The sequence below is a fragment of the Selenomonas sp. F0473 genome (assembly GCF_000315545.1).
GTDB lineage: Bacteria > Bacillota > Negativicutes > Selenomonadales > Selenomonadaceae > Centipeda.
Window position 1 is genome coordinate 444054 of record NZ_JH992902.1, and the last position, 14517, is coordinate 458570.

Here is a 14517-nt window from a genome sequence, read left to right on the forward strand (position 1 = left end):
CCCGCATGTGTCGATACACATCGGTACGGCTGTCCCGCTTTTTTGATTCTTTATCTAACCGGCCGCCTCCTCGGGGCTCGGCACATCGTCCGATAGGTCGATGCGCGGCGCTTTGCCCTTCGGCAGGAGTGTGAAAACGGACTTCAAGAGTTTCTGCGTATACGGATGTTTCGCATGCGCCAAATCTTTTCCGTCCAGTTCTTCGACCACCTTGCCGAAGTACATGACGACGACGCGCGTGCACAGCATCGAGACAAGCGCGAGATCATGGCAGATGAAAAGTATCGTCAGATCCCGTTCCTTCTGAATGCGGATGAGCAGTTCGACGATCTTCTCCTGTACGGAGACGTCGAGCGCGCTCGTCGCCTCGTCGCAGACGAGGATCGCGGGCTCGAGCGCGAGCGCGCGGGCAATCCCCACGCGCTGGCGCTGTCCGCCGCTCATATTCGCAGGATAGCGGTCCGCGAAGTCCTCGGGCAGATCGACCAGCCGCAGGAGTTCCGCCGCCTTATCGCGCGCGCTGCCCTCGAGCAGGCCGAAGTTCCGGAGCGGCTCGCAGATGATGTCCTTGATCTTCATCTTCGGATTGAACGCCGTATTTGGGTCCTGAAACACCATCTGGATGTTGCGGCGCATGTTGCGCGCCTCTTCGCCCTTGAGTCCCGTAATCTCCTGCCCGCGGAAGAAAATTTTCCCCTCCGACGGCTCGTGCAGCTGCATAATGGTGCGCACAAGCGTACTCTTGCCGCAGCCGCTTTCGCCGACGATGCCGAGCAGTTCGCCCTTGTAGACGGGGAACGTCACATCGTCGCAGGCGGTGAGCACCTTGCCCCCCGCGAGGGGGAAACGCTTCGTAATATGATCGATGCGCAGGATTTCCTCACGCTCCGGCTGCATAGCTTTTCCCCCCAATCTGCGGTACGGCAAGGAGCAGCTCTTTCGTATAGTCGCTCTGCGCGTGTTCGATGACCTGCTCGGCCGTACCGTGTTCCAATACCTTGCCGTGACGCATAACCATGATCTGATCCGACATATATGCCGCGACGCCGAGGTTATGCGTCACCATGACGATGGACGTGCCATCGTTCCGGCAAATATCCGTCAGCTCGTTGACAACCTGCGCCTGTGTGGTCACGTCAAGCGCGGAGGTCGGCTCGTCGGCAAGCAGCAGCGCGGGGCTGAAGAACATCGCCATCGCCACGCCGACACGCTGACGCATACCGCCGGACAGTTCGAACGGATAACTCTTCATCACATTCGCCGGGTCGTTGAGGTGCATCCGCGCGAGCATATCCTGCGCGCGTTCCGCCGCCTCCTTCGTCCCTACGTTCTCATGTGTCTGAATATATTCGACGAACTGTTTGCCGATGGTTTGAATCGGATCGAGCATACTGCCGCTGTCCTGGAAAATCATCGCCGCCGTTCCGCCGCTGACCTTGCGCCAGTCTGCGTCGCTCGCCTGGGCCATATCTTTCCCATCGAACAGAATCTGCCCGCGCGTAATTTCTCCGACGCTCGGCAGACATCCGATCATGGCGCGAATGACGGTCGTCTTGCCGCTGCCGCTTTCGCCGACAATGGAGAGCACTTCGCCTTCGCCGAGCGAAAAGCTCACATCATGCACCGTCTCCGTGCCTTCATAAGCGACGCAAAGGTTTTTCACCTCTATCTGCATCCGCGCTTCTCCTTCCCTTCATGACGCGGGAAACGCCGGGGATGTCCCCCGACGCTCCCGCTCGCTGATCCTAAAAGTTTACTTTGCCGGTTTAATCGTGTTCGTCAGCCAGTAATAATCAGCCGGGTGCATGATCGCGCCCGTGATCTTGGTCGAGCTGATAATGTTCGTCTCGGGGTAGCCGAGATAGAGCGCTGCCGCGTCATTAAGCAGAATCTGCTGCATGTCGATCATGAGCTGACGGCGCTTTGCCGGGTCAAACTCGACTGCGAGCGCATCGTACTTCGCATCGTACTCGGGGTTGCTGTATCCCGATCCGTTCTGCGGGTTGTTTCCGTTCGTATTGGTATACCAGTACTGTCTGAGATAGCTCTCCGGATCGCCTGTGTTCGCAGTCGTCGTGTTCGAGATCAAGAGGTCATACTCGCCGTTAATGCCGATCTTATCGAGGAGGTTATAGTCCACCGTCTTGATCTTCACGTCGATGCCGACCTTCTTCGCATCTGCCTGCACGGCCTCGGCATAGATGGGGAGCTCGGCGCGGCTGTTGTAGACGATGAAGTCGACGCTTAGCGGCTTGCCGTCCTTATCGCGGATGCCGTCGCCGTCCGTATCCTTCCAGCCCGCTTCGTCGAGGAGCTGATTGGCGCGGTCGACATTGTAGGCGTTCGGATCCACAAGCTGATCGAACCCGTAGTCGAGAGAGGGCGGAACGGGAGCCTTGCCCGGAATGAACGTGCCCTTGAGGATAACCTCGTTGTAGGACTTGCGATCCGTCATGGAGATGAACGCCGCGCGCACCTTCGGGTCGCCGAGAATCCCCTTCTCGTTAATGCGTGCAAGCACCGTGCGGAGCGAGGCGATGCGGTCGATATGGAATTTCGACGTATCGTTGAAGAGCCCCATATCGCCCGCGGCAATGTTGACCGCCATGTCGACTTCGCCGGACTGCAGCGCCATCGCGCGCGTATTCGGATCGTCGATGGACGGAATCTCTACCGTCTCATACGGCACTTCGCCGCCCCAGTAGTTCGGGTTCTTCTTCATGACCGCCTTTTCCTTCACGAAGGATTCGCAGACATACGGCCCCGTACAGATGGGTCCCTGCTTTGCAAAGTCGCGCTCGCCCTCGCTCGTCGTGTCGACAATGAGGAAGAGCGGATCCGCGAGGAAGCCCGGCATACTCGGCGTCGGCTTCTCCGTCTTGATGATGAGGTTCTGACCGTCCGCCTTCATCTCCGTATACTTGAAGAACGTCTGCGCGCGGTTATTCTTTGCAAACGAGCGCTCAATCGACGACTTGACCGCCTCGGCCGTCAGATCCTTACCGTTCGAGAACTTCACATTGTCGCGGATCTTAAACGTCCACGTGAGTTTATCGTCGCTGACCGACCAGCTCTCCGCGAGCCACGGCGACGGGTTCATCTTCTCGTCGAACTTAACGAGCGCTTCCCCCATACCGTAACGCATGACGACCCAGCCGAAGAAATTCTCGGTCGGATCAAGCGAATCGGCGAAGTTCGTCACGCCGATCTTCAGCGTCTTTGTATCCGCAGCGCTGTTTCCGCCGCCGCACCCCGCAAAGACCGCCGCCGACATGCACACGGCAAGCGCGGCCGTAAGCATTTTCTTCCATTTTTTCACAGAAAAACCTCCTCATAATATCCCAAACCATCCGACGGACGCCGGTCTTACCGTTTCCGCCTCTCTATCCCAAAAGGCTTAGTTTGCCTTACGCGGATCCAAATAATCGCGGAGCGCGTCGCCCCACAGATTGAAGACGGCAACGACGATCACGATCGCCGCGCCCGGGAACATCATCAGCCAGGGCGCAGTCTGCAGCGACTGACGGCCCTCGTTGAGCATCAGGCCCCACTCGGGCGTCGGCGGCTGCGCACCGAATCCGAGGAAGGACAGCCCCGCCAGTTCCATCATCATCGCGCCGATATCCATTGCGGCCGTCGTCAGCACAATGGGGACGATGTTCGGAACAACGTGGCGGATCAGCATATCGCGCGGGCGCGTGCCGCTCGTAATGGCAGCCGCAATGTAGTCCTGCTGCCGAATCTTGAGCGCCACTGAACGCGCCAAACGCGCATATTTTGTCCAGCCGACGGCGACGAGCGCGAGAATCGCGTTGAGAATACTGCCGCCCATCATACCCGCAATCGCAATCGCAAGCACGATTCCCGGGAACGCAAGGAACATATCGGCCAGACGCATGATGACGGTATCGACCTTACCGCCGACATAGCCGGAGACGACGCCGATCAACGAACCGACCCCCGCAATCAAAATGACGACGGTGAGCGCCATAAAGATCGAGATACGCGCGCCGTAGATAACGCGGGTAAAGAGGTCGCGCCCAAGTTTGTCCGTCCCGAACCAGTGCTCCGAGGACGGCGGCAGGAATGCGTTTTGCATTACGGAAACATAGGGGTCCTGCGTCAATACAAACGGGGCAAGAAGCGCGATCAAAAAGATAATCCCTGCCATAATCGAGTATCGGCGGAGAATTTTAGCGTCTGCACTCATACCTTCGCCCCCTTCTTCAAGCGCGGGTCAAGATATGCGTAGGAAATATCCACAATGAAATTGACCAGCATATAGAGAACCGCGATCCAAAGGACAAACCCCTCGAGCAGCGGATAGTCGCGCATCTCGATGGCGCGCACAGCGAGACGCCCCATGCCCGGCCAAGAGAAGACGATCTCGATGACCGCCACGCCGCCGAGCAGCCAACCGACGGCAAGACCGAACAGCGTGATGAGCGGCAGACACGCATTCGGGAGCACATGGCGCCAGAGGATGCGCTGCATCGACAGCCCGCGTGCCCGTGCCCCGACGACGTAATCCTGTCCGAGTTCCTCAAGAATCGCCGTACGCACCTGACGCGTATACTTCGAAGATAGGAGAATAGCGATTGTGAGTGCCGGCAGCACCATGCGGTCCGGCGTTACTTCGCCGCCCGCAATCGGGAATAACCCTAATTTTAGGCCAAATACAAAAAGGAGCAAAAGCCCAACCCAGAAACTCGGCATCGAAACCCCTAGGAAGGTGATGCCTCGAATCAGATAATCCGGCCAGCGGTTCCGATACACGGCGGCAAGGATTCCGCACGGTACCGAGATGATGAGCATCATGACGAGCGCGGTGCCCGCAAGCGCGAGTGTCCCCGGCAGCGCCTGCGCGAGCTTGTCGGCAACGGGAATCTTTGCCGAGTAGCTCTTTCCCATATCCCCGTGCAGCACGCCGTTCAGCCAACGGATATACTGTTCGTGGAACGGCAGATCCAGCCCCAGCTCATGACGCGTCCGATCAATGGTCTCCTGCGAAACGATCGTATCGCCCGTCTCCAGAATCGCATCCACCGGATCGCCCGGCGCGAGAAACGTCAGACTGAAGGTCAGGAACGTCACGCCGAGCAGCGTCAAAACCATCTGCCCCAAACGCGTCAGCAAAAATTTAGCAGTCAAAGCGCCAACTCCTTTTCCCCTTCACAAATTCTCCACAATAAAACCGCCCGTCTCAGAACAGACAGGCGGCTGAACGCACAAAAATAAAGCGGCTCATTCCCCGTCAGGGAATCAAAACCGTGCATCCATCTCCCCATCTCTCGTGAGTCAATCAATGAATCCTATTGCAAGCAGGCTTTCCGGCTCGTAGATCGTCATGTTCTTCCGCCTTCCCGGTTGGTCACCAGTGACTCTGCAGGCACAGGCTCTGCGCCTGTGGAAGAACATTCCCTACTTACGGCTGCGGGACAGCACGGGTATCGCACCCGTTTTCCTCTTATCGCTCGGAGTTCCGCACATACCTTCATATCACGGTAAGACTTTCGACGGAACTCCGACACTTGCAACGTACTCGCTATACAGTTTTACAATAGTATAGGCGTAGTATATCTATGTTTGACATGCTTGTCAAGAGATTCATCCAGAACGCTCACCGCTTATTATACACCAACAGCAATGCGACAATAGTTTATGTATAAATATTGACAATAATAATATAAATGAATATAATACGGATTGAATGTATATGAAAAATAACGAATGAAAAGGAGTGTGTGATGTGAAAAGCAAGACTTACATTAGCAACCGCCTGCTGAACGCAGCCTTACTCACAGGTATTTTTGCTGTGAGCGCATCGGGGATCTCATACGCAGGCGAATCTACGGGATCGGAATCGAAGAAGATCTATGATGCGGGAACCGTCGTCGTTACGGCGATGCGTATGGAGAGTCCGGATCTGGATTCTCCCGCGTCGACCATCGTCATTACGGGGAAAGAACTAGAGGAGCGCGGAGAAAATTCGCTTTTCGAGGCGATATCGCGCATTCCCGGCGTTACGGCAGTCTCTTATGGGACGGGCGGCGAAGATTATATCGGGCATCCGCTGCGCATGAATGTGCGCGGGATCGACAAGGGAACGCTCGTCATGCTGAACGGATCGCCGATCAATATGCAGGGGCAGAATTCTGCATTGAGCGCGATTCCCGTTTCCGCGGTAGAACGCATAGAGATCGTTCGCGGGGCAAATTCCGTCCTCTACGGCGCGGAGGCGATGGGCGGCGTCATCAACGTGATCACGAAGAAACCGGGCAAGACGGAAACGACGGTCGGCGCCGAGTTTGGAAATAAGGAGAAGAATTATTTCGTGCGTACGGGAGACGGCAAATTCTCCTTCCAGTACAAAAAGGAATACAGGCGGGGCGTCGATCCCTTCAACCGCGTTTCTAAAAAGGGGAGAAATTATCAATTTTCCACAAAGGAACGCAGCATCAAGGACGGTATTTTCCTCGATTATGCCTTCAACGATAAGCTCGTCCTGCATTATATCTACAACGAGATCGACAGCGGTTTCACGATTTGGCAAATACCGACCCTTACGGATATATATTCGCGTCGCTCGCCGGAAACGCACTATCGTCAGACAAGGAACCAGCATGATGCGAATCTCATCTATGACGATGCGGACAGGGAGTTCAAGGTAAGTCTGAATTATTTGAACGACAAGATGGACTATACAAAACATGCAAAGGCAAACGCCGGCGTTTGGAAAGATACCAAGAAGCTGGTGCGAGGAGAAGGATATGCGCTCGACATCCAGAAGGGCTGGTGGGTCGGCGACCGGTCGCATCTCATTGCAGGGACAACTTGGCAGCGGGAGAAGTATCTGAGCCGAGATACGACAGAAAAAAGCCTGAGGCGCGACCAGTACGCGCTCTTCCTTTCGTATTCTATAGATTTCGACGATCGTTTTGCCATGACGATCGGCGCACGGGAGCATTTCGTAAAAAAGAACGTCTACGAGAAAGCTCAGAATGTATTTCTGCCGCAGTTCCAGCTGAATTACAAACTCAATCTGACGAGTTCCCTATATGCAAATGTCGGAAAATCCTTCGTCATGCCTTCGATTACGACGCCTTCCAGCTCTAGTTCATGGGCGAATCTAAGACCGCAGACGGGATGGACCTATGAAGCCGGTTACAAGCACATTACGTCTACCGAGGGATTCCGCGCGACGTTCTTCCATATGGACATCAAGGATAAATTTGAATGGACGAAGGAAAATCTCTTGATTCCGGGCGGAGATCCGAACGTAAGCGTCCTCGTCAATCGTTCGAAATTCAGAAATACCGGCTTGGAGCTGGAATATACGAAGAAATTGGGCAAATATTGGCATTTGCGGTATTCGGCAAGCATTTCAAAGCCGGAATCGAAGGATGAAGGAGGAAACTGGGCGCAGGATACATCCCGTTTCCAGACGGGAACGGATCTTACCTACGAAAAGGACCGCTTCCTGGCAAATGCAAGCCTCTTCTATATGGGGAATCGAGAAGCTCCGTATTACAGATCGGACGGCGAATACACTTCAAAAAAGGGCGTCGATCACAGATTGGAGAACGTTCTTCAATTCAATATGAATTTCCGTTATCAAATGACGGATCGGGACGTCTTGACACTCGGGATCTATAATATCCTCGATCGAAAGAATCCCGTCAACAAATACGAATACCCGGAGATGCCCAGAAATTTCCGTTTGGGCTACAGCCATACGTTCTAAACGCAAGGAGGAGATTCTATGAAGATGAAACAGTTCGTAACCTATGCTCTGCTGGCAGCCGCCTCTGCATTTCCCCTGCAGGCGGGGGCACATTCTCTTTGGGTGAATATGACGCATTGGAAGACTCCCGTACAGGCGGAGAAGCCGTCGACACGAATGTATATCGGATGGGGACACGCCTTCCCCGTGGACAGCTTGACGAAAGCGGAGGATTTCGAATCCTGCACGCTGATCCTCCCGAACGGAAAAAGAGAGGCGCTTGCCTTTGAGCATGAAGGGATTTCAACGGCGCCGATCCTGACGAACGCTTCCGGAGAATACATGATTTCTCTCGTAAGAAAACCGTCCGTCTACACCTATTATATGGAAGACGGCGTTGAAAAGAAGACGAAGGCGGCGCACGATACGGTGAAGAATCCTTTGCGGGCCGTACGTTCGCAGCAATGTGCGACCGCGCATTTCTTTGCGGGGAACGGGGCGGCGGGAAAGCCGATGCGCGCGGGCAATACCCTGGAGCTTGTGCCGCTTGAAAATCCCTATCAGACGGGAAAAAATTATTTCGGTGCGGAACTCCCCGTCCGGCTTCTTTTGGACGGCTCGCCCGTTCCATATCAAGAAGTGACGGCAACCTATGCCGGATTTTCTACGGGAGACGCCATGGCGCAACGCCTCTTGACGGATCGGGACGGCATCGCCCATCTGCGGGTCACCCATTGGGGCGTGTGGCTCTTGAAGGCGAAGGCGGAGAGAAAGGCGGAAGGTGCGGCGGCGAAGAGCGCAGATACGGAGGTTTATTATACGACGCTCACGTTTGAAATTTAAGCCGCTTCTGGGAGTCGAACCAAATTTACAGCTTGAAGGGTGCTGCGACATCGATCGCCGCACCCTCTTTTCTTGAGATAAACCAAATCAAAAATTGCTATTGTTGATTGAAGGAGCACCCGCATTGGGCGCGTATTTGTTCCGATATACCCGCCGCAGAAGGAACGTCGCACAGAGCGCCCGTATCGTCTGATCCAGCGCAAGCGAGAGCCATGCGCCCTCGAGCCCCATCTGCATTTTATGCAAAAACACATAGGTGACGATAGGGCGCAGGAACGTGATGCTGACAAAGGAATATGCCGCCACCTGCGTGGTCTTCCCGCTCGCCCGCAGGACGCCGGCGCAGATCATTTGATGCGCCTCGGGAAAGCTGACCGCCGCAACGTAAACGAGAATCAAGCTGCCGAGGGGAAAAAGCGTCGGATCGCTCGAATATATGCCGAAAATTTCGCCGCGAAACACAAAGGTCAGCAGAAATGCAATCACAGAGAACACAAAGCCCCATGTGATGCCGATCCATACGAACCGTTTCCACGCATCGCGCTTCTCCGGGTCGCGGTTATGCCCCGCAAGGACGGTACTGGCCTTGCCGAGTCCGCCGCTGAAACTGTAATAGAAGTCGCAGAAGTTCATTGCGACGGCGTGCACGGCATAAGGTATCGTTCCAAGTTCCGCAACCATCCGCGTATAGACGACCATGCCGATCCGCTCAAAGCCCTGTTCGCTGAATATCCCGCCGAATACGCCGAGGAACTCCCTGAGGTAGTCGCGCGTCAGAGCATAACTTCCCTGCCCGAAGATCCCCCAGCGGCGCAGCACGCGTATGCTGAGTATGAACGACCAAACGGCGCTGCCGATCGTTCCGATCGCCGCCCCAAGCACGCCGAGCGCGGGGAACGGGCCGATGCCGTAAATGAACAGGGCATTGAGTATGACGTTCAAAACATTGCCCTGCAGATTGATCGAGAGCACGGTCATGGATTCGCCGCGCCCGAGCATAACCGCCTGCATCGTCGCCGAAAGAGAGGTGATAAAGACGGCCGGGAGCGTCCACGAAGCATAGATCATCGCGTCCGCAATATAATTTTCCTGCGCCCCCATCCACATGAGGATATCCCGGAGGTACAGGAAGAAGAAAATATGCGCAATGCCGAGCACGACAAAGACGAGCGAGAGCGTTTTCTTCATCACGTCGCCGTAGCTGTCGTTCCGCTGTCTGCCGAACCGCTCCGCGATGAGCAGCGTCACGGCGGCCGCCACCGATCGCGCCACGGTGAGGAGCACCATGCGCGGCTGTGTAAAGATACTGACCGCGGCGATTGCCGCCGTTCCGAGGGAACCGACCATGATGATGTCGGCGTTGCTGAGGAGGATCATAAAAACGCCCTCAAGGGCCGCGGGAATCCCTACCCTCAGATAGATCTTGTCATACGACGTGACCATGATATCCCCTCCGTAAAAATATCCCCCGTATGACGCACTACCCTATCACAGAACGATAATTTATGTCAACATAGAATCAATGGATTTGACAATCCAAATGAAATCATGTAGGTTGAATATAGATTGGCAACCGGATTGATAAGTGAGGAACCATCGATGAAAATAGCGTTCAGTGATTTTGACGGCACGCTGCTCATTCCGGGCAGCGGCGTTGCGGACGAAACGATCGCCGCCATTCGCACATGGCGCGGCGCAGGAAATAAATTCGGCATCGTGACGGGCAGAGATCACAGTCTCATCCGCATGGAAACGGAGGTGTATGGGATTCCCGTTGACTTTCTCATCTGTGCCAACGGCGCCTCTCGGCATGACGGGGACGGAACGGTGCTGGGGCGTACGCTGCTTCCCCATGACGCGATGGAAGAGCTTTTTCGATCGGACCATATTCAAAATTATAAAGAGGGCATGCTCTTCTTTACGACGAAGCGCGCCTATTCCTTCCGCCACCGTGAGGACGCCCCCGCGTCCCATCTGACGCGGCTTTCTCATTTGGACGACGCGCTGGCGCTCGACGATATTGTACAGATGGGATTGATGTTCCGCGATCAGGAAGCGACGGTCGCCGCGTTTAGGGCAATCGATGCGGATTTCCCCGGCATATTCGCAGGCAATATCAATCGAAAATTCTTGGATCTCAACCGTAAAGGCGTGAACAAAAGCACCGGAATCGCGGAACTGATCCGCTATAAAGGTTGGGAAAAGGCCGAACTGTTCGTCATCGGCGACGACCGCAACGACCTTCCCATGATCGAGGCATACGACGGCTACACGGTGGCTTCCGCAAAGCCGTTTATGCACGAATCGGCCTGCGGCGTATATACGTCCGTAGGCGCGATGCTGCGTGACAAAATATAAAAATCCGAAAAGGGCAGGAACGAAATAGCGTTCCTGCCCTTTTCATATGCTACTTACCGATTCAGGGCACGATGCGCAATGTCCTTGCGGCAATACATTCCGTCGAAGGAAATCTTCTCCGCCGCCTCATACGCCGCACGCACTGCGGCGGCAATATCCGCGCCCCTGCCGACGACGCCGAGCACACGCCCGCCGTTTGTGACGATTTTTCCATCCTGCGCCGCAGTCCCGGCATGGAATACCAAGGCTCCCGCATCCTCGGCATCCGCAATACCGCGTATCTCGTTCCCCTTTTCATAGGCCCCCGGATAGCCGCCCGCGGCGAGCACAACGCAGACCGCCGCGCCGTTCTTCCATGCGATCGGCACGTCGGCGAGACGCCCCTCACAGCAGGCGCACATGATTTCGACGAGATCGCCGTCAAGAAGGGGCAGAACGACCTGCGTCTCGGGATCGCCGAATCGCGCGTTGAACTCCACGACCTTCGGTCCTTCGGACGTAATCATCAGACCCGCATAAAGACAACCGCGGTACGGCCGCCCTTCCTCCGCCATAGCCGCAATCATCGGTTTGAGTATCTCCTCCACTGCGCGCACGGCCATTTTCTCTGTCATCACGGGCGCAGGCGCATAGGTGCCCATGCCGCCCGTATTGGGGCCCCGATCTCCGTCGAACGCGCGCTTATGATCCTGCGCGCTGATCATGGGGCGGATTGTCGTCCCGTCCGTAAAAGCAAGAAGGGACGCCTCTTCCCCCTCCATAAACTCCTCGATAACGACGCTGCTCCCCGCTGCGCCGAACGAATTGTTCTCCATGATGTCGGCAACGGCGTCCATCGCTTCCCGCTCAGTCATGGCGACAATAACGCCCTTCCCGGCCGCAAGACCGTCCGCCTTGATGACAATCGGCGCGCCCATCTTGCGCACATAGGCACGCGCAGGTTCCGGCTCGGTGAACGCCTCGTACCGTGCCGTTGGGATTCCGTATTTCTTCATGAGGTCCTTGGAAAACGACTTAGAACCTTCGATCTGCGCGGCTGCCGCCGAGGGGCCGAACGCGCGGATCCCCGCCGCCGTGAGGTCGTCCACGAGTCCGTGTACCAACGGTACCTCGGGGCCGACGACAACGAGTCCGATATCCTTTTCTTTTGCAAAGCGAACGACGGCGGTATTGTCCTCAATGGAGATCCCCGCCGTTTCCCCCATGCCGGGATTGCCCGGAAGGGCATAGATGCGATCCGCGCGCGGGCTTTGGCTGAGTTTCCAAAAGAGGGCGTGTTCACGTCCGCCCGAGCCGATGATGAGTATATTCACGTCGTCGTCCTCATTTTTCCAGCTGCCGCGCTAAATACTCGTTGATAGCGGTATCGTAGTCCGCCGTATGGGCAAATGCCTCATGGGCCAGCCGCATCCGCGTCATGCCGTCCACCGCGCCGTCCTTTGTAATCTTCTCCGCAATCTCGCCGTAGCGCGCGGGATTCGTAATGACCGTAACAAATTTGAAGTTCTTCGCCGCGGCACGGATCATCGCGGGGCCGCCGATATCGATCTGCTCGACCGCTTCGGCAAGCGTGACGTTCGGATGGGCAACGGTCTCCTTAAAAGGGTAAAGGTTCACCGCAACAAGATCGATCGGCGTGATTTTCAGTTCGCGCAGCGCCTTCTCATGCGCGCTGTTGCCGCGGACGGCGAGGATTCCGCCGTGAATCAGCGGATGGAGCGTCTTGACGCGCCCGTCCATGATCTCCGGGAACCCCGTCACATCGCTGACGTAGACGACGGGAATCCCCGCCTCGCGCAGCGCATTCATCGTTCCTCCCGTAGAGACGATCTCAACGCCCGCCGCATGCAGGCTACGTGCGAATTCTACGACTCCCGTTTTGTCGGATACGCTGATCAAGGCGCGTTTGATCTTCATGATGGTCCTCCTTCATCTGCGGGCAAAATACGTACCGTTCGCCCGTCCGTTTGCAGCCGCCTTTCGGTATAGAGCCGTATCGCTTCGGGAAAGATGCGATGCTCTTGCTCCAGCACACGGGCGGCCAACGTCTCCTCCGTATCTTCCTCCAATACGGGAACTGCCGCCTGCAAAATGATCGGTCCCGAGTCCGTCCCCTCGTCCACGAAATGCACGGTGCACCCGCTGACCTTCACGCCGTACGCGAGCGCATCCCGATGCGCGTGCGCGCCCGGGAAACTTGGCAGCAGAGCGGGATGAATATTGAGGATGCGGCCGGCATAGGCATGCACGAATACCGGAGAAAGGACGCGCATAAAGCCGGCGAGAACGACGAGCGTCACACCGCGGCCATGAAGCACGTCGAGCAGCGCGCGCTCAAAAGTCTCTCTATCCGCATATTCTTTGCGGACAACCGCGGCGGCCGGGATCCCCCGCGCCCGCGCCCGCTCGAGGGCATACGCGTCCGCTTTGTCCGCAATGACGACGGCAATCTCCGCCCCGACGTCCCCGCGCTCAATTGCCTCGATGATGGATGCGAGATTCGAGCCCCGCCCGGAGCATAGAACGCCGAGCTTCTCCTTAGGCATCGAATACACCGCCCCTAACGACGACTTCGTGTGCGCCTTCGGTAACATGCCCGATGCGGTATACCCGCTCCCTCTCCTCCGCGAGCCGGGCAGCGATGCGCTCCGCCTCGCCGGGGGAAACGATCAGCACCATGCCGATGCCCATATTAAATGTGCGGTACATCTCCGTCCGGTCCACATTCCCCCACTTCTGCAATAGGCGGAAAATAGCGGGCATTTCCCACGCGGAAGCGTCGATCTCCGCGCCCATATTTTCCGGCAAAGCGCGCGGGATATTCTCGTAAAATCCACCGCCCGTAATATGTACCATGCCGTGAATGTCGAACGACCGAATGAGCGGCAGACAGACGCGCGGGTAGAGCCGCGTCGGGGTCAGCAGTTCTTCGCCGAGCGTCCCGCCAAGTTCCTCGACGTACTCGCCGCCGTTGAACCCCATGCATTCAAAACAGATCTTGCGCACGAGCGAGTAACCGTTGGAGTGCACCCCGGAGGAGGGAAGTCCGAGCAGAACGTCTCCCGCCCGCACACGATCGCTCGTGATAAGCTTCGAACGCTCAACGATGCCGACGGAAAAGCCGGCGATATCGTATTCGCCGGCAGGATAAAAGCCCGCCATCTCCGCAGTCTCTCCGCCGATCAGCGCACACCCGGATTCTCTGCATGCGTTCGCCACGCCCGTCACGACTTCCGCCACCTGCTGCGGAAGGAGTTTGCCGACGGCGAGATAATCAAGGAAAAAGAGCGGCTCCGCCCCCTGCACGAGGATGTCGTTGACGCACATCGCCACGGCATCCTGCCCGATAGTATCGTGCCGGTTCAGCATAAACGCAAGGCACAGCTTCGTCCCCACGCCGTCCGTTCCGGAGACGAGCACAGGCTCCTCGTAGTCCTTCATGTTCAGCGCAAACAGTCCGCCGAATCCGCCGAGATCGCCCAGCACTTCCGGGCGATAGGTCGCGCGGACGCAGTCCTTGATCAATGAGACGGATTTGTTTCCCGCGTCAATATCGACGCCCGCATCGCGGTAGGTCATTTTCTCCATCGGCT

General features: G+C 56.6%; 13 protein-coding genes and 1 riboswitch. Of the genes, 3 read left to right on the forward strand and 10 right to left on the reverse strand.

Annotated elements, in window-relative coordinates; translation table 11 throughout:
• Positions 1-54: 54 nt before the first annotated feature.
• The 5 genes from HMPREF9161_RS02010 to nikB all read right to left on the reverse strand — a co-directional run bounded on the left by HMPREF9161_RS02010 (position 55) and on the right by nikB (position 5151).
• Complete coding sequence (locus tag HMPREF9161_RS02010) at positions 55-897, reverse strand: ABC transporter ATP-binding protein (RefSeq protein ID WP_009728008.1); 843 nt, start codon at positions 895-897, stop codon at positions 55-57.
• Positions 881-1675, reverse strand: a complete 795-nt coding sequence (locus HMPREF9161_RS02015; protein WP_009728009.1) for an ABC transporter ATP-binding protein — start codon at positions 1673-1675, stop codon at positions 881-883. Before HMPREF9161_RS02015 ends, HMPREF9161_RS02010 begins: the two co-directional genes overlap by 17 nt.
• Before the next feature lie 78 nt (positions 1676-1753).
• Positions 1754-3301, reverse strand: coding sequence for an ABC transporter substrate-binding protein (locus tag HMPREF9161_RS02020; RefSeq protein ID WP_369791786.1), 1548 nt, complete (start codon positions 3299-3301; stop codon positions 1754-1756).
• Between the two features lie 96 nt (positions 3302-3397).
• The gene (nikC, locus tag HMPREF9161_RS02025) at positions 3398-4210 is read right to left on the reverse strand and encodes a nickel transporter permease (RefSeq protein WP_009728011.1); all 813 of its coding nucleotides are present in this window, start codon (positions 4208-4210) and stop codon (positions 3398-3400) included.
• A complete protein-coding gene (gene nikB / locus HMPREF9161_RS02030; protein WP_009728012.1) occupies positions 4207-5151 on the reverse strand; it encodes a nickel ABC transporter permease in 945 nt (314 codons plus the stop codon). Before nikB ends, nikC begins: the two co-directional genes overlap by 4 nt.
• 151 nt (positions 5152-5302) lie before the next feature.
• A riboswitch (cobalamin riboswitch) is annotated at positions 5303-5511 on the reverse strand.
• Between the two features lie 238 nt (positions 5512-5749).
• Here nikB and HMPREF9161_RS02035 point away from each other — a divergent pair.
• Both HMPREF9161_RS02035 and HMPREF9161_RS02040 read left to right on the forward strand, forming a co-directional pair.
• Positions 5750-7744, forward strand: coding sequence for a TonB-dependent siderophore receptor (locus tag HMPREF9161_RS02035; RefSeq protein ID WP_009728013.1), 1995 nt, complete (start codon positions 5750-5752; stop codon positions 7742-7744).
• 18 nt (positions 7745-7762) lie between these two features.
• Entirely contained in the window at positions 7763-8566 is an 804-nt protein-coding gene (locus tag HMPREF9161_RS02040; RefSeq protein ID WP_009728014.1) for a DUF4198 domain-containing protein, read from the forward strand.
• Positions 8567-8653: 87 nt separating this feature from the next.
• On the opposite strand, the gene HMPREF9161_RS02045 is transcribed toward HMPREF9161_RS02040, so the two are convergent.
• Positions 8654-10009 (reverse strand): MATE family efflux transporter, encoded by a 1356-nt coding sequence (locus HMPREF9161_RS02045; RefSeq protein ID WP_009728015.1) that lies wholly within the window; start codon positions 10007-10009, stop codon positions 8654-8656.
• Positions 10010-10165: 156 nt separating this feature from the next.
• Between HMPREF9161_RS02045 and HMPREF9161_RS02050 the strand changes: the two genes are divergently transcribed.
• Entirely contained in the window at positions 10166-10924 is a 759-nt protein-coding gene (locus tag HMPREF9161_RS02050) for an HAD-IIB family hydrolase (RefSeq protein WP_009728016.1), read from the forward strand.
• A gap of 53 nt (positions 10925-10977) precedes the next feature.
• Here HMPREF9161_RS02050 and purD read toward each other — a convergent pair whose 3' ends face one another.
• The 4 genes from purD to purM are packed head-to-tail and all read right to left on the reverse strand — an operon-like array spanning position 10978 to position 14512.
• Positions 10978-12237, reverse strand: coding sequence for a phosphoribosylamine--glycine ligase (gene purD, locus HMPREF9161_RS02055; RefSeq protein ID WP_009728017.1), 1260 nt, complete (start codon positions 12235-12237; stop codon positions 10978-10980).
• Between the two features lie 10 nt (positions 12238-12247).
• The gene (locus tag HMPREF9161_RS02060) at positions 12248-12841 is read right to left on the reverse strand and encodes a hypothetical protein (RefSeq protein WP_009728018.1); all 594 of its coding nucleotides are present in this window, start codon (positions 12839-12841) and stop codon (positions 12248-12250) included.
• On the reverse strand, positions 12838-13470 hold the full coding sequence (gene purN, locus HMPREF9161_RS02065; protein WP_009728019.1) for a phosphoribosylglycinamide formyltransferase: 633 nt from the start codon (positions 13468-13470) through the stop codon (positions 12838-12840). The genes HMPREF9161_RS02060 and purN overlap by 4 nt, the downstream gene beginning before the upstream one ends.
• Positions 13463-14512 (reverse strand): phosphoribosylformylglycinamidine cyclo-ligase, encoded by a 1050-nt coding sequence (purM, locus tag HMPREF9161_RS02070; protein ID WP_009728020.1) that lies wholly within the window; start codon positions 14510-14512, stop codon positions 13463-13465. The genes purN and purM overlap by 8 nt, the downstream gene beginning before the upstream one ends.
• Positions 14513-14517 lie beyond the last annotated feature (5 nt).

Excerpts from the sequence above, each read along its gene's own strand:
- HMPREF9161_RS02010 (WP_009728008.1), bottom strand. The coding sequence starts at position 897 with ATGCAGCCGGAGCGTGAGGAAATCCTGCGCATCGATCATATTACGAAG.
- HMPREF9161_RS02015 (WP_009728009.1), bottom strand. The coding sequence starts at position 1,675 with ATGCAGATAGAGGTGAAAAACCTTTGCGTCGCTTATGAAGGCACGGAG.
- HMPREF9161_RS02020 (WP_369791786.1), bottom strand. The coding sequence starts at position 3,301 with ATGCTTACGGCCGCGCTTGCCGTGTGCATGTCGGCGGCGGTCTTTGCG.
- nikC (WP_009728011.1), bottom strand. The coding sequence starts at position 4,210 with ATGAGTGCAGACGCTAAAATTCTCCGCCGATACTCGATTATGGCAGGG.
- HMPREF9161_RS02040 (WP_009728014.1), top strand. The coding sequence starts at position 7,763 with ATGAAGATGAAACAGTTCGTAACCTATGCTCTGCTGGCAGCCGCCTCT.
- HMPREF9161_RS02045 (WP_009728015.1), bottom strand. The coding sequence starts at position 10,009 with ATGGTCACGTCGTATGACAAGATCTATCTGAGGGTAGGGATTCCCGCG.
- HMPREF9161_RS02050 (WP_009728016.1), top strand. The coding sequence starts at position 10,166 with ATGAAAATAGCGTTCAGTGATTTTGACGGCACGCTGCTCATTCCGGGC.
- HMPREF9161_RS02060 (WP_009728018.1), bottom strand. The coding sequence starts at position 12,841 with ATGAAGATCAAACGCGCCTTGATCAGCGTATCCGACAAAACGGGAGTC.
- purN (WP_009728019.1), bottom strand. The coding sequence starts at position 13,470 with ATGCCTAAGGAGAAGCTCGGCGTTCTATGCTCCGGGCGGGGCTCGAAT.
- purM (WP_009728020.1), bottom strand. The coding sequence starts at position 14,512 with ATGGAGAAAATGACCTACCGCGATGCGGGCGTCGATATTGACGCGGGA.